The organism is Rhizobium aureum, assembly GCF_030182495.1.
Classification (GTDB): domain Bacteria; phylum Pseudomonadota; class Alphaproteobacteria; order Rhizobiales; family Rhizobiaceae; genus Rhizobium; species Rhizobium tropici_C.
Genome location: NZ_JAQJCI010000003.1, coordinates 273,107 through 292,781, shown reverse-complemented (window position 1 = coordinate 292,781; position 19,675 = coordinate 273,107). Strand labels below are relative to the sequence as shown.

Annotated in this window: 20 protein-coding genes; 12 read left to right on the top strand and 8 right to left on the bottom strand. The window is 61.4% G+C overall.

The window, feature by feature from the left end; all coding sequences use genetic code 11:
* Positions 1-171: 171 nt before the first annotated feature.
* Positions 172-2,862 (bottom strand): aconitate hydratase AcnA, encoded by a 2,691-nt coding sequence (gene acnA / locus PH552_RS10155; RefSeq protein ID WP_112341410.1) that lies wholly within the window; start codon positions 2,860-2,862, stop codon positions 172-174.
* 263 nt (positions 2,863-3,125) lie between these two features.
* Between acnA and ccmA the strand changes: the two genes are divergently transcribed.
* The 5 genes from ccmA (at position 3,126) to PH552_RS10130 (ending at position 6,406) form a co-directional block, all read left to right on the top strand.
* A complete protein-coding gene (gene ccmA / locus PH552_RS10150; RefSeq protein ID WP_112341411.1) occupies positions 3,126-3,773 on the top strand; it encodes a heme ABC exporter ATP-binding protein CcmA in 648 nt (215 codons plus the stop codon).
* A gap of 352 nt (positions 3,774-4,125) precedes the next feature.
* Positions 4,126-4,785 (top strand): heme exporter protein CcmB, encoded by a 660-nt coding sequence (gene ccmB, locus PH552_RS10145; protein WP_113249165.1) that lies wholly within the window; start codon positions 4,126-4,128, stop codon positions 4,783-4,785.
* Positions 4,786-4,864: 79 nt separating this feature from the next.
* Complete coding sequence (locus tag PH552_RS10140) at positions 4,865-5,623, top strand: heme ABC transporter permease (protein WP_112341413.1); 759 nt, start codon at positions 4,865-4,867, stop codon at positions 5,621-5,623.
* Position 5,624: 1 nt separating this feature from the next.
* Positions 5,625-5,798, top strand: a complete 174-nt coding sequence (ccmD, locus tag PH552_RS10135; protein ID WP_285165912.1) for a heme exporter protein CcmD — start codon at positions 5,625-5,627, stop codon at positions 5,796-5,798.
* Entirely contained in the window at positions 5,795-6,406 is a 612-nt protein-coding gene (locus PH552_RS10130; protein WP_112341415.1) for a DsbE family thiol:disulfide interchange protein, read from the top strand. Before ccmD ends, PH552_RS10130 begins: the two co-directional genes overlap by 4 nt.
* Positions 6,407-6,572: 166 nt before the next feature.
* Here PH552_RS10130 and PH552_RS10125 read toward each other — a convergent pair whose 3' ends face one another.
* From PH552_RS10125 to dapF, 5 genes are read right to left on the bottom strand one after another with little or no spacing between them, the layout of a single operon-like run.
* Positions 6,573-7,163 (bottom strand): DUF2585 domain-containing protein, encoded by a 591-nt coding sequence (locus PH552_RS10125; protein WP_112341416.1) that lies wholly within the window; start codon positions 7,161-7,163, stop codon positions 6,573-6,575.
* Positions 7,160-7,879 carry a septation protein A gene (locus tag PH552_RS10120; RefSeq protein ID WP_112341417.1) on the bottom strand — a complete coding sequence of 240 codons (720 nt, stop codon included), beginning with the start codon at positions 7,877-7,879 and terminating at the stop codon, positions 7,160-7,162. The genes PH552_RS10125 and PH552_RS10120 overlap by 4 nt, the downstream gene beginning before the upstream one ends.
* On the bottom strand, positions 7,876-9,372 hold the full coding sequence (gene ftsY / locus PH552_RS10115) for a signal recognition particle-docking protein FtsY (RefSeq protein WP_112341418.1): 1,497 nt from the start codon (positions 9,370-9,372) through the stop codon (positions 7,876-7,878). The genes PH552_RS10120 and ftsY overlap by 4 nt, the downstream gene beginning before the upstream one ends.
* Positions 9,373-9,390: 18 nt before the next feature.
* On the bottom strand, positions 9,391-10,665 hold the full coding sequence (gene mtaB, locus PH552_RS10110) for a tRNA (N(6)-L-threonylcarbamoyladenosine(37)-C(2))-methylthiotransferase MtaB (RefSeq protein ID WP_112341419.1): 1,275 nt from the start codon (positions 10,663-10,665) through the stop codon (positions 9,391-9,393).
* Entirely contained in the window at positions 10,662-11,567 is a 906-nt protein-coding gene (gene dapF, locus PH552_RS10105; protein WP_113249167.1) for a diaminopimelate epimerase, read from the bottom strand. The genes mtaB and dapF overlap by 4 nt, the downstream gene beginning before the upstream one ends.
* A gap of 437 nt (positions 11,568-12,004) precedes the next feature.
* On the opposite strand from dapF, the gene PH552_RS10100 reads away from it, so the two are divergent.
* Positions 12,005-12,448 carry an SRPBCC family protein gene (locus tag PH552_RS10100; RefSeq protein ID WP_285165911.1) on the top strand — a complete coding sequence of 148 codons (444 nt, stop codon included), beginning with the start codon at positions 12,005-12,007 and terminating at the stop codon, positions 12,446-12,448.
* A 58-nt stretch (positions 12,449-12,506) separates the two neighbouring features.
* Here PH552_RS10100 and PH552_RS10095 read toward each other — a convergent pair whose 3' ends face one another.
* Complete coding sequence (locus PH552_RS10095; RefSeq protein WP_112341422.1) at positions 12,507-13,523, bottom strand: MBL fold metallo-hydrolase; 1,017 nt, start codon at positions 13,521-13,523, stop codon at positions 12,507-12,509.
* Positions 13,520-14,509 carry a hypothetical protein gene (locus PH552_RS10090; protein ID WP_112341423.1) on the bottom strand — a complete coding sequence of 330 codons (990 nt, stop codon included), beginning with the start codon at positions 14,507-14,509 and terminating at the stop codon, positions 13,520-13,522. The genes PH552_RS10095 and PH552_RS10090 overlap by 4 nt, the downstream gene beginning before the upstream one ends.
* 377 nt (positions 14,510-14,886) lie before the next feature.
* On the opposite strand from PH552_RS10090, the gene ffh reads away from it, so the two are divergent.
* From ffh to rplS, 6 genes are all read left to right on the top strand, one after another.
* Positions 14,887-16,467: a signal recognition particle protein gene (gene ffh, locus PH552_RS10085; protein WP_112341424.1), complete on the top strand. Its 1,581-nt coding sequence runs from the start codon at positions 14,887-14,889 to the stop codon at positions 16,465-16,467.
* 18 nt (positions 16,468-16,485) lie between these two features.
* Complete coding sequence (locus PH552_RS10080; protein ID WP_069614775.1) at positions 16,486-16,788, top strand: chorismate mutase; 303 nt, start codon at positions 16,486-16,488, stop codon at positions 16,786-16,788.
* 126 nt (positions 16,789-16,914) lie between these two features.
* The gene (rpsP, locus tag PH552_RS10075; RefSeq protein ID WP_069614776.1) at positions 16,915-17,274 is read left to right on the top strand and encodes a 30S ribosomal protein S16; all 360 of its coding nucleotides are present in this window, start codon (positions 16,915-16,917) and stop codon (positions 17,272-17,274) included.
* Between the two features lie 182 nt (positions 17,275-17,456).
* A complete protein-coding gene (gene rimM / locus PH552_RS10070; protein ID WP_112341721.1) occupies positions 17,457-18,029 on the top strand; it encodes a ribosome maturation factor RimM in 573 nt (190 codons plus the stop codon).
* Positions 18,030-18,069: 40 nt separating this feature from the next.
* A complete protein-coding gene (trmD, locus tag PH552_RS10065; RefSeq protein WP_112341425.1) occupies positions 18,070-18,762 on the top strand; it encodes a tRNA (guanosine(37)-N1)-methyltransferase TrmD in 693 nt (230 codons plus the stop codon).
* Between the two features lie 267 nt (positions 18,763-19,029).
* A complete protein-coding gene (rplS, locus tag PH552_RS10060; protein WP_075853612.1) occupies positions 19,030-19,572 on the top strand; it encodes a 50S ribosomal protein L19 in 543 nt (180 codons plus the stop codon).
* The last annotated feature ends 103 nt before the right edge of the window (positions 19,573-19,675 follow it).

The following is a 19,675-nucleotide window of genomic DNA, read 5'->3' as shown; positions in this document are numbered from 1 at the left end:
CATCAAGCCCGAAAAATCTGAAACAAGAGATAATGGTTTAGCGCGATGACGCAAAGTCACGATGGGGTGAGGCAGAGGACCGGCAACGGCTTGCCGTACACATCACCGTGAAAAACAAGACGCCGCCGGGAGACTTTTCCCGGCGGCGTGCAAGAGGAGTTCAGACGCCTATCAGGCGGCGAGATCGCGCAGAACGGTCTGCAGGATGCCGCCATTGTTGACGTAGACGACCTCATCCAGCGTATCGATACGGCAGATGATGGGAACATCCTTCACGGAACCGTCGCCATAGGTGATCTTGGCGATCTTACGCTCGCGTGGCTTGATGTTTTCCAGGCCTTCGATCGTCACGAGTTCGTCGCCTTTCAGGCCGAGGCTTGCCCAGGTAGTGCCTTCCTCGAAGACGAAGGGGATGACGCCCATTCCCACCAGGTTCGAGCGGTGGATGCGCTCGAAGGACTGGGCGATCACGGCGCGCACGCCGAGCAGGTTCGTGCCCTTGGCAGCCCAGTCGCGCGACGAGCCGTTGCCGTATTCGACACCGGCGAAGATGACGAGCGGGACGCCCTCGGCCTTGTACTGCATGGCCGCATCGTAGATCGACGTCTCTTCCTTGGACGGATAATGGATGGTGTAGCCACCTTCCTTGCCGTTCGGGCCAAGCATGTGATTGCGGATGCGGATGTTGGCAAAGGTGCCGCGCATCATGACTTCATGGTTGCCGCGGCGCGTGCCGTACTGGTTGAAGTCGGCAACGCCGACGCCGTGACCGAGGAGATACGAGCCGGCGGGCGAGGCAGCCTTGATCGAACCGGCCGGAGAAATATGGTCGGTGGTGATCTTGTCGCCGAAGAGGCCGAGAACGCGCGCGCCCTTGATGTCGGAAACGCCGGCGCCCTTCTTGCCCATGCCCACGAAGTAAGGTGGGTTCTGCACATAGGTCGAGTTGTCGTCCCACGCATAGGTCTGGCCCGGAGGAACCTGCACGGCCTGCCAGTTGGCGTCGCCCTTGAAGACGTCGGCATACTTGGTTTCATAAAGCTCGCGGGTGACGTACTTCTGGATGAACTCCTGAACCTCGTGCGAGGTCGGCCAGATGTCCTTCAGATAGACCGGCTTGCCGTTCTGGTCTTCGCCGATCGGCTCCTTCGTTAGGTCGAGCTGCACCGAGCCGGCGAGCGCGTAGGCGACGACGAGCGGCGGCGAAGCAAGATAGTTCGCCTGGACGTCTGGCGAGATGCGGCCTTCGAAGTTGCGGTTACCGGAGAGAACGCCGGCAACGATCAGGCCCTTGTCGTTGATCGTCTTGGAGATCGGCGCCGGCAGCGGGCCGGAATTACCGATGCAGGTGGTGCAGCCGAAGCCGACCAGGTTGAAGCCGAGCTTGTCGAGATCGGCCTGCAGGCCGGACTTGGCGAGATATTCGCCGACGACCTGGGATCCCGGTGCGAGCGAGGTCTTGACCCACGGCTTGCTCTTCAGGCCCTTGGCAACGGCGTTGCGGGCGAGAAGGCCGGCTGCGATCAGCACCGACGGGTTGGAGGTGTTGGTGCAGGAGGTGATGGCAGCGATGGCAACGTCGCCATGGCCGATATCGAAATCCGTGCCTTCGACCGCATAGCGGTTGGAGAGCTGGCCGGGCTTCTTGTATTCGGTTTCGAGCGAGGTTGCGAAGCCGGAAGCGATGTTTTCCAGCGCGATGCGGCCTTCCGGACGCTTCGGGCCGGCCATCGACGGCACGACGTCGCCGAGATCGAGTTCCAGCGTGTCTGTGAAGACGAGATCGGAACCATCATTATCGCGCCACATGCCCTGAGCCTTGGAATAGGCTTCGACGAGCGCGATACGGTCCTTGGCACGGCCGGACATGTTGAGGTAGTTCAGCGTTTCCTTGTCGACCGGGAAGAAGCCGCAGGTCGCGCCATATTCCGGACCCATGTTGCCGATGGTGGCGCGGTCGGCGAGCGGCATGTTGTCGAGGCCGGGGCCGAAGAATTCGACGAACTTGGAAACGACGCCCTTCTTGCGCAGCATCTGCACGACGGTCAGAACGAGGTCGGTCGCGGTAACGCCTTCCTTGAGCTTGCCGGTCAGCTTGAAGCCGATGACTTCAGGCAGCAGCATGGAGACCGGCTGGCCGAGCATGGCGGCTTCAGCTTCGATACCGCCGACACCCCAGCCGAGAACGCCGAGGCCGTTGATCATGGTCGTGTGCGAATCGGTGCCGACGCAGGTGTCGGGATAAGCGATCGTTTCGCCATCCTCTTCCTTCGTCCAGACGGTCTGGCCGAGATATTCGAGGTTCACCTGGTGACAGATGCCGGTGCCGGGAGGAACGACGCGGAAGTTCTTGAATGCCTGCTGGCCCCACTTCAGGAAGCGGTAGCGCTCGCCGTTGCGCTGGTATTCCAGCTCGACGTTCTTGGCGAAAGCCTGCGGTGTGCCGAATTCGTCGACGATGACCGAGTGGTCGATGACGAGATCGACGGGAACGAGCGGATTGATCTTTTCCGGATCGCCACCGAGGGAGACCATCGCGTCGCGCATGGCAGCAAGGTCGACGACGGCCGGAACGCCGGTGAAGTCCTGCATCAGCACGCGCGCCGGGCGATAGGCGATTTCGTTCTCGACGGTGCCCTTGTTGGTCAGCCATTCGGCGACGGCAAGGATATGCTCCTTGGTGACCGACTGCCCGTCTTCAAAACGCAGCAGGTTTTCCAGCAGTACCTTCATGGAGTAAGGCAGCTTGGAAACGCCGGGCAGACCATTGGCTTCAGCCTTGGGAAGGCTGAAATACACATAGTCTTTCCCGCCCACGGTCAGCGTGGAACGACAATTGAAACTGTCAAGAGATTTAGACACGAGATACCCCGTTTCTGATAGCCAACACAGTCGTGCGAACGCCTATGCACTTTATGCACATCAGGATGCGGGTGCGGCCATTTCCGCTGTCCGCACGTAAGGCAGAAAACCTTATGTTCGGCGCAAGGATGAAATTCACGCCGACCGCTGGCGTGGTTGCAGGTCTTATAGATAATTTCGTAAAGACTTGCCAGAGTGGCAAAGCGCAAATTTGGACAATTTTTTGCGCGCTGCGGCAACGACAACGGGGAAAGTCTGAGCGAATGCATCTATGCGCTGAAAATCTGGCGGCAAGGCGGGGCGAAGACCTGATTTTCTCGAATGTTTCCTTTGACTTGGAGGGTGGTGACGCCCTCGTTCTGACCGGGCGCAATGGATCGGGAAAGACAACGCTTCTGCGTGTCGTGGCAGGCCTTCTGAAGCCGGAAAAAGGTCGTGTCACCTTCACCGGAAGTGATGGCGAATCGAGCCGGCCACCGGGCGAAACCAGCCACTATCTCGGCCACCGCAACGCGATGAAATCCGAGCTGACCGTCGCGGAAAATCTGACCTTCTGGAAAACCTTCCTCGGCGATGTGCCGGGCGGCTCCGGCCTGGCTGCCGATGAAGCCGCCGACGCCGTCGGCCTTGCCGGTATCACCCATTTGCCTTTCGGCTATCTCTCCGCCGGCCAGCAGCGGCGAATCGCTTTCGCCAAACTTCTGGTCGCCCACCGCCCCATCTGGATTCTCGACGAGCCGACCGCGGCGCTGGACAGCTCGGCAGACCGGCTGTTTGCGGAGCTAATCATCGCGCATCAGAAGAGTGGCGGCATCGTTCTTGCGGCCACGCATCAGCCCCTGGGGTTGGAGAATGTGCAGGAGATGCGAATGACGGGATTTGCCGGGGTGAGTGAGGGGGTGTGGGGATGATGCAGATATTTCCTCTTATGCCGCACCTTCGTCACCCCCCTCTGTCACTTCGTGACATCTCCCCCACGAGGGGGGAGATCGTTGGGAGTTTGCCGCATCCGCCTACAAAGCCGGCGGACTCCGCTTCTGCTTCTACAGATTCGATGTTGGATCAGGCGATGCGCGCGCCACAAGTTACCAATCTCCCCCCTTGTGGGGGAGATGTCGCGACAGCGACAGAGGGGGGTGAGGAGCGGAGCGACGATCATCTGACGTATATACAAAGTGACGGTTCTTTCCTGGGTAAAAGCCCCCTCATCCGACCCGTCGGGCCACCTTCTCCCCGAGGGGAGAGGGAGATTGGTGCCGCCCGATGACCGCCCTCTTCCTCCGTGACCTCAGACTTTCGGTGCGCGCCGGCGGCGGAGCGTTGATCGGCATCCTGTTCTTCCTCACCGTCGTCGCCGTCATTCCCTTCGGCGTCGGCCCCGACCTGAAGCTCCTCTCGCGCATCGGCCCGGCCATCGTCTGGATCGGCGCGCTGCTCGCAAGCCTGCTTGGCCTCGATCGGCTGTTCCAGGCAGAACGCGATGACGGCTCGCTCGATCTGCTTGTCATGCAGGAAACGCCACTGGTATTGACGGTCTTCATTAAATGCGTGGCGCATTGGGTCGCGACAGGCTTGCCCCTCGTCATCGCCTCGCCGCTGCTCGGCCTCTTTATGAATATGAACGAGACGGCGATCGGCGCGACGGCCCTGACCCTGCTCGTCGGCTCGCCGGCGATCACCTTCATCGGCGCGGTTGGTGCTGCCGTTGCCGTGGCGCTGCCGCGCGGCGGGCTGCTTGTCTCCATTCTGGTGCTACCGCTCACGATCCCCGTGCTGATCTTCGGCGTCAGCGCCACCTATGCCACAGTCGAAGGGCCGCAGCCGTTCCTACCGCCCTTCCTGATCCTGATCGCGCTCACCTTGTTCTTCGCCGTCCTCGGCCCGGCCGCTGCTGCTCTTGCCCTACGGAACACGACTGATTGATCGCAATAAGATACTGTTTCGTCCATCCGGGACAATGCGGTCGATTGCCGGAAAAGCCATATCGGGTTAAACAAGCCGCATGAGCGATATCACTGCGATCAGCCGATTTTCCGACCTTGCCAACCCCACGCGGTTCCTGGCTTTCTCGGCGCGTCTCATTCCCTGGCTCGCGGCCATCTCGGCGATGCTCTTCGCGATCGGCCTCTATCTGTCCTTTACGACCGAGGGCGATTACCAGCAGGGCGATACCGTCCGCATCATGTATATTCACGTTCCGGCCGCCTGGCTGTCGATGATGTGCTACACGATCATGAGCATGTCGGCGATCGGCACACTTGTCTGGCGCCACCCGCTCGCCGATGTCGCCGGTAAGACGGCAGCCCCGCTCGGCGCCGCCTTCACGCTGATCGCGCTGGTCACCGGCTCGCTCTGGGGCAAGCCGATGTGGGGCACCTATTGGGTCTGGGATGCGCGGCTGACCTCGGTCTTCATCCTGTTCCTCATGTATCTCGGCCTGATCGCGCTGAACCGCGCCATGGACGACCCATCAAAAGCTGCCCGTGTCGCCTCGATCCTGACGCTGGTCGGCTTCATCAATATCCCGATTATCAAGTTCTCCGTGGACTGGTGGAACACGCTGCATCAGTCGGAAAGCATCATGCGGATGGATGGCCCGGCCATCGACGCGGAGTTCCTCTGGCCGCTCTTCACCATGGCGCTCGCCTTCACGCTGCTGTTCTTCACGCTGCACCTGATGGCGATTCGCAACGAGATTTGGCGCCGCCGCATCGCCGCGCAGCGCCGCATCGCCGCACGCATGGCAAGCCGGGAGGACTAGCATGACGCATCCCTTCTACGTCTACGGCTCCTACGGCTTTGCTGCCGTCATGATCCTCGCCGTCATCGCCTGTACATGGATCGACGGACGCCTTCGACGTCGTGAGCTCGCCGCATTGGAAGCCTCCGGCATCCGCCGCCGCTCACAGCGCGCGCCGGAAAGCGAGACGAAATGACCACGGATGCCGATAACAAGGATCAGCCGAAATCGAGCGGCACCGCACGCTATCTGCTGGCGCTGATCCCGCTGATCGTCTTTGCCTGCATCGCTTTTGCCGTCGGCAAGGTCATGTATGATCAGGAAGTGCACGGCACCGACATATCGGCCATTCCTTCGGCGCTGATCGGTACGAAGGCGCCGAAGCTCGCGCTCCCACCTCTCGAAGGCTCCAACCTGCGGGCGCTGACCGATGACGCCATCAAGGGCAAGCTTACGCTCGTCAATGTCTTTGCCTCCTGGTGCATTCCCTGTCGCGACGAGCATCCAGTGCTGAAGGAGCTTGCCAAGAGCGGTCAGCTCAATATCGTGGCCATCAATTACAAGGACACGAGCGAGAACGCACTTCGCTTCCTCGGCGAACTCGGCAATCCCTACAACGCCATCGGCATCGACCCGAACGGCTCTGCCGCCATCGACTGGGGCGTCTACGGCATTCCGGAATCCTACCTCGTCTCGCCCGACGGCACGATCCTCTACAAGCAGGTCGGCCCGTTCACGCCGACCAGCCTGAAGGAAGGGCTCTATCCGGCCATAGCGAAGGCGCAGGGGAAGCCGGCGTCTTAATTCCCTTTTCTCCTTGGGAAGAAGGTGCCCGAAGGGCGGATGAGGGGGCTGGGGCACGAAGCAAAAAGGTCTTGAGCGACGAGCGAAAGTCAGCACTCTCCCGGTAGCGCCTCCTCACCCGGCGCTATCGTGCCTCCATCTCCCCGCAGGGGCGAGGGTTAAAAGACTAAATCCCGCCCTGCCAAGTCTTGATCGCCTCGACCGGCCAGACCAGCATCAGCACGTTGAGCGTAAGATTGTCGCGGATCAGATAACCGGTAAGCAGCTCGAAGAAGATGGCGATGACAACCGTCACCAGCACCGGCGCGCGCCAGGCAAACAGGAATCCGACCACCATGAACACCGCATCCATCGAGGAATTGAGGATGCTGTCGCCGACATAATCGAGCGAGATCGTCGTGGCGCGGTAGCGGTTGATGATGATAGGGGAATTTTCCAGGATCTCCCAGCCTGATTCGATCAACATGGCAACGAAGAGCCGCATCGACAGCGGCTTGCCGCGCATGATCAGATGCGTGAGACCGAAAAAGAGAAAACCGTGGATGATGTGCGACGGCGTGTACCAGTCGGCGATGTGCTGCGAATTGCCACTGGATTTCACCACCGGCTCGAAGAGCTTCACATAGCCGCAAGTGCAGATCGGCACACGGCCCATCATGTATTCGGTCACGATCTGCACCAGCAGAACGACGGCGCAGGCGATGAACCAGAAGCTCTGTTGCCGATAGCGGCTTTGGGCGTCGATGGCTTGGCTCATTTACCGTTTTCCACCGGCGGCTCGACCGTGTGCTTCATGATCAGCGGCATCTGCGACAGCGTGAAGAGGATGGTGATCGGCATCGTTCCCCAGACCTTGAAGTTCACCCAGAGATTATCCGCGGCCTTGGTGTCCGGAAGATAAAGCCAGTTCGAGCCGCGCCAGACGACTTCGTTGAGCACGGCGAGAACGAAGAAGAAGATACCCCAGCGCAGCGTCAGCTTGCGCCAGCCCTCGGCATCCAGCTGAAAGGCGGCATTGAAGACATAGCCGAGCAGCGACTTGCCGAAAGCAAGGCCGCCGAGCAGCACGATGCCGAACAGCGCATTGACGATGGTCGGCTTCATCTTGATGAAGGTTTCGTTCTGAAGATAGATGCCGAGCGCACCGAAAATCAGCACCACAATGCCGGAGACGAAGGGCATTAGCGGCAAATGGCCGAGCATGACCTTCGAAACGATGAGCGAGATCACCGTTGCCGCCATGAACAGGCCGGTGGCGACGAAGAGCGGGCCGCCGAGCGCTGCCAGTTGCGGAAAATGCTGCGCCAGCCATTCGCCGCGCAAATTGCCGAAGAAGAACACCAGCAAAGGCCCGAGTTCCAGCACCAGCTTCAGCATCGGATGATGCCTGTCGGCGGCACTTGGGGTGAGATCGCTGTCGCTGGTCGTCATTGCGGCACTTTCCCTATCATCAAACTTGTTCTTGTCATTCATTGGCTGTTTACAGCCCCCGTACCGGCGATGGCATGAGCAAAATCCTCGGCTTCGAACGGCTCGAGATCCTCTACACCTTCGCCGACGCCGATGAAATAGACCGGCAGCTTATGCTTGGCCGAGATGGCGACAAGGATGCCGCCGCGCGCCGTGCCGTCGAGCTTGGTCATGATGAGCCCGTTGACGCCGGCAACATTGCGGAAGATTTCCACCTGGTTCAAGGCGTTCTGGCCGGTGGTGGCATCGAGCGTCTGCAGCACGGTATGCGGCGCGTCCGGATCGAGCTTGCCGAGGACGCGCACGATCTTTTCGAGCTCCGCCATCAGCTCCGCCTTGTTCTGCAGACGGCCGGCCGTATCGATGATCAGCACGTCGCTCTTGTTGGCCTTGGCCTGCTGGAAGGCATCGAAGGCAAGACCGGCAGCATCGGCGCCGAGCTTCGTCCCTATGAAGTCCGATTTCGTACGCTCGGCCCAGATCTTCAATTGCTCGATGGCAGCCGCGCGGAACGTATCGCCGGCAGCCAGCGTGACCTTCAGCCCCGCACCGGAGAGTTTTGCGGCCAGCTTGCCGATCGTCGTCGTCTTGCCGGTGCCGTTGACGCCGACGACGAGGATCACATGCGGCTTATGGCTGAGATCGAGCTGCAGCGGCTTTGCCACAGGCTTCAGCACCTTGGCGATTTCCTGCGCCATGATGCGGCCGACATCTTCGCCGGTCACATCCTTGCCATAGCGCTCGGACGCCAGCGTATCGGTGACGCGCATCGCCGTCTCGACGCCGAGATCGGCCTGGATCAGCAGATCCTCCAGATCCTGCAGCGTCTGATCGTCGAGCTTGCGCTTGGTAAAGAGCGCCGCGATCTGACCGGTCAGCTGCGACGAGGTCCGCGCAAGCCCGGCGCGTAGGCGCTGGAACCAGGAGAGTTTCTGCTTGGGGGCCTCGGGAGCCGGTGCGGGAGCAGAGGCGGCGGCCGAAAAGCCCTTGGGAAGGATGGGGGCTTCGACTGGGGGGGCGCTAATTTCGGATGAGGATTCGGCGTCTTCCGACGAAGATTCCGAGCTTGCCGTACCTTCGTCAGCCCCCTCTGTCCTGTCGGACATCTCCCCCACAAGGGGGGAGATCGGTTCGATGGGGTGCTCTTCCGAAACTACGTGGACTTCAGGATCGGCAGGTTGCTCCGATTCGATGGCCTTACGGTCTTCGGGCTGTTCTTGCAGCTCGGATTCGAGAGAATGAGCAGCCTCAACGGCCTCAATCTCTTTCGCGCCGGCCGCATCTGCAGGCTCTTCAGCCTGCGGCTCTTGCTCGGTCGGCGCTCCACTCTCCAACCGATCTCCCCCCTCGTGGGGGAGATGTCCCGAAGGGACAGAGGGGGGCGACGGCGGCTCGACAGACTCGGAAGCCGGCGAAACATCCACAGCAGGCGCCTGCTCCTCAGCCGGCTTTTCGCGGCCGAAGGTGAAGACTTTTTTGATGAAACCGAGCGCCATGAAGTGTCCGTTGAAGCATTAGGCCGCGTCGGCGGCCAGAAGTTGCATGTCGAGGTGCTTGCCATTGTGGCCGGTGATTGCGACCTGCACAAGGTCGCGCGGGCGAAGGCCGGGGGCGGCGACAAGCGTGAAGTTTTCCGTATGCGCCAGTCCGCCATTCTCCACAAGCAGCCATTGCCGCGTGCCGACCATGCTGTCGAGATGGGTCCGGTGCAATCTTTGTCCGGCCTCGCGCAGGCGGGCGGCACGTTCCTTGATCAGCCCGCGATCGAGCTGCGGCATGCGGGCGGCCGGCGTGCCGGGGCGCGGGCTGTAGGGGAAGACGTGCAGATGCGCGATGCCGGCCTCTTGCGCCAAGCCGACAGCATTGGCGAACATCTCTTCCGTCTCAGTCGGGAAGCCGGCGATCATATCGGCGCCGAAGCTCGTCTCCGGGCGCAGGCGGCGCACATCCTCGATGAAACGCACGGCATCGGCGCGCGAGTGCCGCCGCTTCATGCGCTTGAGGATCATGTCGTCACCATGCTGCAACGAGAGATGCAGATGCGGCATGAATCGCGGCTCGTCGGCGATGAGATCCATCAGGTGCCGGTCTGCCTCGATACTGTCGATCGAGGAGAGCCGCAGCCGGCGGATCTCCGGGATCTGCTTCAGCAGCGTCTTGGCAAGCAGGCCGAGCGTCGGCGTACCCGGCAGGTCGGCGCCATAGCTTGTTGCATCGACGCCGGTCAGCACGATTTCGCGATAGCCGCTTTCGACGAGATTGCGCGCCTGATCGACCACAGCACCCATCGGCACCGAACGCGAATTGCCGCGGCCATAGGGAATGATGCAGAAGGTGCAGCGGTGATCGCAGCCGTTCTGCACCTGGATGAAGGCGCGCACGTGACCATCGATATGACGGATCATCTGCGGCGCGGTCGCCCGCACGCTCATGATATCGTTGACGCGCAGCTTTTCTTCGGCCGAAACGCCAAAATCCGGCAGGGAGCGGTAGGAGGCGCTTTTCAGCTTCTCCTCGTTGCCGAGCACGGCATCGACTTCCGCCATCTCGGCAAAGGTCTGCTTCTCGGTCTGCGCGGCGCAGCCTGTGACGATGATACGGGCATGCGGATTGCCACGGCGCGCGCGGCGGATTGCCTGCCGCGCCTGGCGCACGGCCTCGCCCGTCACGGCACAGGTATTGACCAGAATGGCGTTGTTGAGCCCGGCTTTCTCTGCCTCGGCCCTCATCACTTCGGATTCATAGGTGTTGAGACGACAGCCGAAGGTAATGACCTCGACCCCGCTCACCGCGCCTGAGCCTCTTGCTCCGGATCGCGCGAGAAGCTGCCAGTGACAGGATCGACGGTGCCGGACCATTCCCATTCGGCAGGCCCGGTCATGACGACATGGTCGTTGCTCTCGAGCCATTCAATGGTGAGCTTGCCAGGCGCCGGCGCGGAGGCAACTTCGATCATCACCTTGCGGCCGGTGCGGCCGGTGCGCGCGGCGCTGACGGCGGAGGCACAGGCGGCCGAACCGCATGCAAGCGTCAGGCCGGCGCCGCGCTCCCAGGTGCGTGTGCGCAGCGAGGTCGGCGACAGCACCTGCGCCAGCGTGATATTGGCGCGCTCGGGAAACATCGGGTGGTTTTCGAGCAGCGGGCCGAAACGATCGAGATCGAAGGACATCGGATCCCTATCGACCCAGAAGATCGCATGCGGATTACCCATCGACATCACGGAAGGCGAATGCAGTACGGGATTGTCGATCGGCCCGATCTGCAGCTCGATGCGGCTGGTATCAGCAAATTCCTCGGCAAGCGGGATCTGGTCCCAGGCAAAGACGGGCGTGCCCATATCGACCGAGATCGTGCCGTCCTCATGCTCACTGGCATTCAGGATGCCGGCGACCGTCTGGAAGGTGAACACCTTTTTGCCAGTTTCGGCCGCCAGCGCCTGCACGACGCAGCGCGTGCCGTTGCCGCAGGCCTGCGCCTTCGTTCCGTCGCAGTTCAGGATATCGATCCAGGCATCGGTGCCCTGCAGCTTCGGATCGTGGATCGCCATGATCTGATCGAACTGGGTGGCCGGATCGGCATTGAGCGCAATCGCCGCAGCGGGCGTCACCACATCCTTGCGGCCGCGCATGTCGATAACCAGGATCTTGTTGCCAAGCCCGTTCATCCTCGCGAATTCGACCGTATTGCTCATGATGCCAAGTCCGTCCGTGTTTCGAGCTGTATATGGCGGAAATGCGGGGGAATTACCAGTGGGACATGAAGAACGGCATTATTCAGGATTGGGCGAGCTCTCCCGGGCCGCCCCGATCCTTCGAGGCTTCACTCTTCGAGCTCCACACCCCAGGATGAGGCGGAGTTAGCATCGTCGCTGCGGCCATGATTTGTGCTGCAGTGCCTAGATCCCGGAAATGTATGATCGACGCAAAAGATCAGCCCTCACGGTTAGGAGGCCTGCAGGGCCGTCTCGAACCACGAGGGGCGGGCGGCCGTCCTTTGACCACAGCAAAAATCCCACCGAGAAGTCTTGACCCGCATTATTTTGAGAAAAGATCATTCATCGATGTCGGATTACCAAAAGCTGCCACGTCCTAGGCTCGTCCACTCCGTCAAACCATAGGGATTATGACCATGCCGAATACCATACGCCTGCACCGCGTCCTGGCCACCAGCCCGGAAAAGGTCTATCGCGCATTCATCGAAGCGGATGCGCTGGCCAAATGGTTGCCGCCGAACGGTTTTGCCTGCAGCGTGCGTCACTTCGAAGGAAAAGTCGGCGGCACGTTCAAGATGTCGTTCCGCAACTTCACGACCAGCGAGAAGCACTCCTTCGGCGGCGATTTTCTCGAGCTTATCCCGGGCGAACTTGTGCGCTACATTGACAGATTCGACGATCCGAACCTGCCCGGCGAAATGGAAGTGACGGTGACCCTGAAGAAGGTTCTCGTCGGAACCGAGGTCAACATCACTCAAGCCGGCATTCCCGATGTCATCCCGCCGGAAGCCTGCTATCTCGGTTGGCAGGAATCGCTGATCAATCTCGCGAAACTGGTTGAGCCCGAGATCAAGCAGTAAGGCTTCCAACGCAGGACGCAACCCTTCTCCCCTCGGGGAGAAGGGATATTTGGCGCCCTCAGACGACAGGCACATCGAAAACTTCCCCCGCCCTGAGCGGACGAAAGCGATCCGCCTCCACACTCTCAGCTTTCAAGGCCGCATCCAGCGCCTGAACGGGCTCATCGATCCCTTCGTCCGTCAGCTGGAAGGTCGCGAAGTGATGCCCGGCGACATAGGCCGCGTTGCAGAGCTTCATGCCCTTCACCGCCTCTTCCGGATTCTGGTGCTGACCCTTCATGAACCAGCGCGGCTCGTAAGCGCCAAAAGGCAGGATCGCGAGGCGGAAACCGCCATGTTTTTGCCGGGCAGCCTCATAATTGATGCCATCGTGAAAGCCGGTGTCGCCGACATGGTAGATCTTGCCCGCTGGTGTGCTCAGCACGAAAGCGGCCCAGAGTGCCATGCGCCGGTCGCCCATGCCGCGCGCCGACCAGTGATGGCAGGGCTCGGCATCGATCGTCACGCCGGCCTTGAGGGCGATGCGATCGCCCCAGTCGACCACCGTGATGTCGGCATCGGGAACGGCACGGCGGATGATCATGTCGTTGCCGAGCGGCGTGACGATCTTTGGCCGATGCGCCTGCTGCAGGCGGGCAAGCGTTGCAACATCGAGGTGGTCATAGTGATTATGCGTGACGAGCACGACGTCGATATGCGGCAGATCCTCGAAGCGGATGCCGGGCGGCACCACACGCTTCGGTCCGAAAGATCGGAAAGGGCTGACCCGCTCCGACCAGACCGGATCCGTCAGAATGTTCAGCCCGGCAATCTGCATCAGCATCGAGGCATGCCCGACCATGGTCACCCGCATCTGCTCGCCGAACACGTGCCGGTCCGGCCTAGCCGGAGGAAAGGCGCTGATGACCGGGTTGGGCCACCGCACCCGGCCACCGCCGAACTGCCAGCGCAAAAGGTCGAATGCACCGCCCGGCGCGACGCCACCGGGATTGAAGAAGCGCACGCCGTCGAAATGATCGGAAACCGGCCCCTGGTAATAGGGATTCTTCTTGGCTGAGTCGGATGAGCTCGTCATGGCTTGTCCACCGCCTGTGCGCTTGTCGCCTTCCCGGCTGGTAAGCCGAACCTGGCGAGCCACTCTTCGACCTCACGCGCCGTCAGCGTCTCCTCCAGCACGACATTCGCCGGCATGACGAAAAGCTGCGGCGTGAAAAAGCTCGTATCCCACAATGCAGCGCCCTTGACCGGCGATGAAAGCAGGATGACCTGCCGGTCATCGATGCGGGCAATCGTCTCGACGGATGCTTCTCCGGAAATCTCGACAAGCCCTTGCTCATCCGGCTGCACCGTCTCGTAGCGCCACCAGGGCTCGTCATTGCCATCTTCCGCCACGGTCACGCAGCGCGCCATGTCGATTATGAACCTGTTGGGCACGCGGCCGCCGGGAAGCGTCTCGCCGAATGCCGCCTGGATCAGCGTGAACAGATGGAAGCAATTGACGATATTCTGATAGCGCAGGCGAAAACCCTGACGGCTCGGCAGATGCAGCACCAGCAGCGCGTCGCTGCGGCTCAGGAGCATCTGGCGGACCCAGGCCGCACCCGGCGTATAATCCTGCAGCTGGGCAAGCTGCGCCATCAGCGCCTTGTCGCCGGCGGCGCGCTCGCGTTCCCGCGGCATGGCAGCAAGATGCGATACCGCCGATTGGCCAAGCAGCTGGAAAGCGTCGAGCAGCTGCCTTTGCCTCGGGCTCAGCTCCTTGCGGCCGGCAAAGCCGCGATGGATTTGCGGCAACCACGCCATGTAGAGCTCCCACACCGCAGCACCGCTGCGCTCCACCGACCCGCCCTTTTCGACGATGGTGCCGAGCATATTCGCAAGGATCGCGGCCCCCGGCGGCGGCAGGCGGCTAAGCTCGCGCGCCGCCCGCGCCATGATCTTCGGCTGGGCAATGGCACTCGCGTAGAAGGCCTGGGCCGCCGCGTTGAATTGTGCGTCGACACGACCGCCGGCGTAAGCGCGGCAGGCGGCGAGAAGATTGGTCAGGGCTGCATCATTCATTCGGAGCTGTCTCGGGGAATCACTTGATGACGGGGATCGATGTAACGATTGGAAGAGGATGGTATGGTCAAATCGAGGTTGAGATAACGCTGTCATCCGCGCATTTCAGGCATTTCGGCCGCATTGGGTTGACTTTGGCGGCCTTTTCCTGTTTATCGCCCGCAATCTGCGACGAGCACAAGCCTCCGAGCCACCGACCGGGACCCATAAAGGTATAAAGAGATCCCGGAGGTCAACACCCGACAGCGCGATGCGCCCTCGGGTGCTTTTTGGCTTTGCGTCTTGTTTTCGTCATGGAAAAGCACGACGTTTTCGGGCGAGGAACGGCGCAAACTTGCGCCAAGTCCAAATCCCAAGCGATCGATAAGGAAGAACCGATGTTTGAAAACCTCCAGGACCGTCTTGGTTCCATTCTGAATGGACTGACAGGCCGCGGCGCGCTTTCGGAAGCCGATGTTTCCGCTGCGCTTCGCGAGGTTCGCCGCGCGCTGCTCGAAGCCGACGTGGCGCTGGATGTCGTGCGCTCCTTTACCGATCGCGTTCGCGAAAAGGCCGTCGGCGCCGAGATCCTAAAGTCGATCAAGCCGGGCCAGATGGTCGTCAAGATCGTCCATGACGAGCTGATCGAGATGCTTGGCGGCGAAGGCGTCGGCATCGACCTCAATGCGCCGGCTCCGGTCGTCGTCATGATGGTGGGTCTGCAGGGCTCCGGTAAGACGACCACCACGGCCAAGATCGCCAGCCGCCTGACGAGCCGCGACCGCAAGAAGGTCCTGATGGCCTCCCTCGACACGCGCCGTCCGGCAGCCCAGGAGCAGCTGCGTCAGCTCGGCGTCCAGACCGGCGTCGACACGCTGCCGATCATATCAGGCCAATCGCCGACCGATATTGCCGCACGCGCAGTCCAGGCCGCCAAGCTCGGCGGCCATGACATCGTCATCCTCGACACCGCCGGCCGTACGCATATCGACGAGCCGCTCATGGTCGAGATGGCGGATATCAAGAAGAAGTCCAATCCGCACGAAATCCTGCTGGTCGCCGATAGCTTGACCGGTCAGGACGCCGTCAACCTCGCCCGCAATTTCGACGAGCGCGTCGGGATCACCGGCCTCGTGCTGACCCGCATGGACGGCGATGGCCGCGGCGGTGCGGCCCTTTCGATGCGCGCAGTCACCGGCAAGCCGATCAAGCTGATCGGCGTCGGCGAAAAGATGGGCGAGCTGGAGGAATTCCATCCCCGCCGTATCGCTGACCGCATCCTCGGCATGGGCGACATCGTCTCGCTCGTCGAGAAGGCTGCCGAGAATATCGACGCCGAGAAGGCGGCCGCCATGGCTGCCAAGATGGCCAAGGGCAAGTTCGACCTCAACGATCTCGCCGACCAGCTCGGCCAGATGCAGAAGATGGGCGGCATGGGCGGCATTATGGGCCTGATGCCCGGCATGTCCGGCATGAAGGACAAAATGGCAGCCGCCGGCCTCGATGACCGCCTGTTCAAACGCCAGCTCGCTATCATCTCCTCGATGACCAAGGCCGAGCGCGCCAATCCGGATCTCCTCAAGCATTCCCGCAAGAAGCGTATCGCCGCAGGCTCCGGCACCGACGCCTCCGACATCAACAAGCTTCTGAAGATGCACCGCCAGATGGCGGATATGATGAAGATGATGGGCGGCAAGGGCAAAGGCGGCATGATGAAGCAGCTGATGGGCGGCCTTGCCGGCAAAATGGGTCTCGGTGGCGGTATGGGTGGGATGCCCGACCTGTCGAACATGGATCCCAAGCAGCTCGAAGCCTTGCAGAAGCAAGCCGAAGCGGCCGGCCTCGGCCGTCCCGGCGGCCTGCCGGGTGGCTTGCCGGGTCTGGGCGGCGGTGGCGGTTTGCCGGGTCTCGGCGGCGCCAAACTGCCGGGCCTTGGCGGTGGTTTCCCGGGCCTCCCCGGTTTGCCGAAGAAGAAGTGAGAAGGATCTTTGACCCCCATGATTGATCCAGACGTAAAGGCCCAACTGGGCAAATACCGCCAGTCGATCGACAATATCGATGCCGCACTGGTGCACATGCTGGCCGAGCGCTTCCGCTGCACGAAGGAAGTGGGCGTGCTGAAGGCCAAGTACGACCTGCCGCCGGCCGACCCGGCGCGCGAAGAATTTCAGATCGAGCGCCTGCGCCGCCTGGCAAAGGACGCCAATCTGGACCCGGATTTCGCCGAGAAGTTCCTGAACTTCGTCATCAAGGAAGTCATCCGGCATCATGAACAGATCGCTGCGGATTTCAAAGGGTAACCCCTGGCCGCATGATCCCGAAGGACGCAGGGCGTTTTGAACCGGGATCACGCGGTACGAGAAAAGCAGCGCGACGTAACCATACCGCACAACGAAGCGGTCAAGAAAAGCCTAAGGAGAATTGACATGGCACTGAAAATTCGTCTCGCCCGCGGTGGCTCCAAGAAGCGCCCGTACTACCACGTTGTCGTAGCCGACGCTCGCTCGCCGCGCGACGGCCGTTTCCTGGAGACCCTCGGCTCCTGGAACCCGATGCTTGCCAAGGACGACGCCAAGCGCGTTGAACTGAAGGTCGAACGCATCAAGCATTGGCTCGACCACGGCGCACAGCCGACCGACCGCGTTCTGCGCTTCCTCAACGAAGCCGGCATCGCAAAGCGCGAAGCCAAGAACAACCCGGAAAAGGCAAAGCCGGGCAAGAAGGCTCAGGAGCGCGCTGCCGAAAAGGCACAGAAGGCTGCTGACGCCGCTGCCGCTTCCGAGTAATCGGACCTCGCATTGATTGAAAACGGGTGGCATGGCGACATGCCACCCGTTTTTTGTTTCCCATCGGCAAATGTTCAGCCTATGAGAGAACCAACGACAGCGCCGCGTGTCACATGGGGTGGACAAAGGTCGCTGTAGCATTTTGGATCTGCTGCATAATCCCGGCAATCGACGAAGAGACCATGACGAAACTGCAAAATCCGGTATTGATGGCCACCATCGGCGCTGCACAGGGCTTGCGAGGCGAAGTGCGTGCCCGCGCCTATACATCCGATCCGACCGCACTTGGCGATTACGGCCACCTGCACAGCATGGATGGCCGCAGCTTCGAAGTTCTGGAAATCCGCGAGGCCAAGAATGTCGTCATCGTGCGCTTTCGCGGCATCAACGACCGTAATGCCGCCGAGGCGCTGAACGGGCTGGAACTCTATATCGAGCGCGACAACCTGCCGGATGACGAGCTCGACGACGACGAATTCTTCTACACCGATCTCGAAGGGCTGGAAGCCGTCGATGACCAAGGCGTCGGCTACGGCACCGTCAGCGGCATCTATGATTTCGGCGCCGGCGACCTATTGGAGCTGAAGGGGCCGGGCAAGCGCCCGGTGCTGATCCCCTTTTCCGAAGCCGCCGTGCTCGAAATCGACCTCGAAGCAGGCAAGATCCTGATCGATCCGCTCGCCGCCGGCTTGATCGACAGCCCCGATGACCTCATCGGCAAGCCGGAAAAGCCGCAGGACAAGACGAAGAAGTAACCCTCATTGGGAAGTGCCCTCATTAGGAAGTGATCGCGCCATGAGTTTTCGGGCGACCATACTGACGCTTTATCCCGAGATGTTTCCCGGCCATCTCGGCACGTCGCTTGCCGGCAAGGCGATGGAACGCGGGCAATGGTCGCTGGACACCGTGCAGATCCGTGATTTCGCCACCGACAAGCACCGCACCGTCGACGACACGCCGGCCGGCGGCGGCGCCGGCATGGTGCTGAAACCGGATGTGCTTGCCCGCGCCATCGATCATGCCAGCGAAAACGACAGCCGCCCGCGCCTGCTGATGAGCCCGCGCGGCAAGCCGCTGACGCAGAAGCGCGTGCGCGAGCTTGCAAGCGGCGACGGCGTCATCATCGTCTGCGGCCGCTTCGAAGGCGTCGACCAGCGCGTCATCGACGGCCGTGGCCTCGAGGAAGTCTCGATCGGCGACTATATCCTTTCGGGCGGCGAGCCGGCTGCCCTCATCCTCCTCGACGCTATCGTTCGCATCCTGCCCGGCGTCATGGGCAACGACCTCTCCGGCCTTCATGAAAGCTTCGAAGGCGGCCTGCTGGAACATCCGCATTATACGCGACCGCAGATCTGGGAAGGCCGCGAGATTCCCGCCATCCTCACCTCGGGCAATCACGCGGCGATCGCCAAATGGCAGAGGGAGAAGGCCGAAGAGCTGACGCGAGCGCGCCGGCCGGATTTGCTGGACGAATTGCGGAAGAAGTAGCGGCAACACCGGCTAGATGAGCGACATTGGTTCAAGCGCCGCAAAACTGGCACCAATCGCCACTTAATTCAGCCGCAAGGGGTGACAAAGGCGTGACAATAGGATATGTGCGCGGCCGGCATGGGAAATTTCCCATCAACCAGCAAAGAAGAGCAGACGTATTCGCTCCTGCCTGAACGGGCATACATCCGAGGCGTGATCTCCGGGTCCGACCAAAGATAGAATGATGAGCGCTCTGGCTGTTGAAGCAACAACGAGGTTGATAACATGAACATCATTCAGCAATTGGAAGCCGAACAGGCTGCCAAGATCGAAGCCAAGCGCACCCTTCCCGAATTTTCCGCTGGCGACACCGTTCGCGTCAACGTAAAGGTCACGGAAGGCAACCGTACCCGCGTTCAGGCCTATGAAGGCGTTTGCATCGCTCGCTCCGGCGGCGGCCTGCAGGAAAACTTCACCGTTCGCAAGATCTCCTACGGCGAAGGCGTCGAGCGCGTATTCCCGGTTTACTCGCCGATGATCGAAAGCGTCGAAGTCGTTCGCCGCGGTAAGGTCCGTCGCGCCAAGCTCTACTACCTGCGCGACCTGCGCGGTAAGGCTGCCCGTATCGTCGAAAACACCGGCACCCGCGCCCGCAAGCTCAACGATGCCGAGCGCCAGGCTCTGGCCGACGAGAAGGCACGTATCGAAGCCGAGAAGGTTGCAGCCGCTCAGGCACTCGCAGCTGAAAAGGCAGCAGCAGAAGCTGCAGAAGCAAAGGCAGCAGCAGAAGCTGCTGCAGCCGCAGCAGCCGAGCCGGCAGCGGAATAAGTTTCGATCCCGACGGATTGTGACAATTGAAGGCGGTCTTCGGGCCGCCTTTTTTACTGCCTGTCGCAATGCGACGCGGCAAACGGAAATTTCTTAGGCAGCC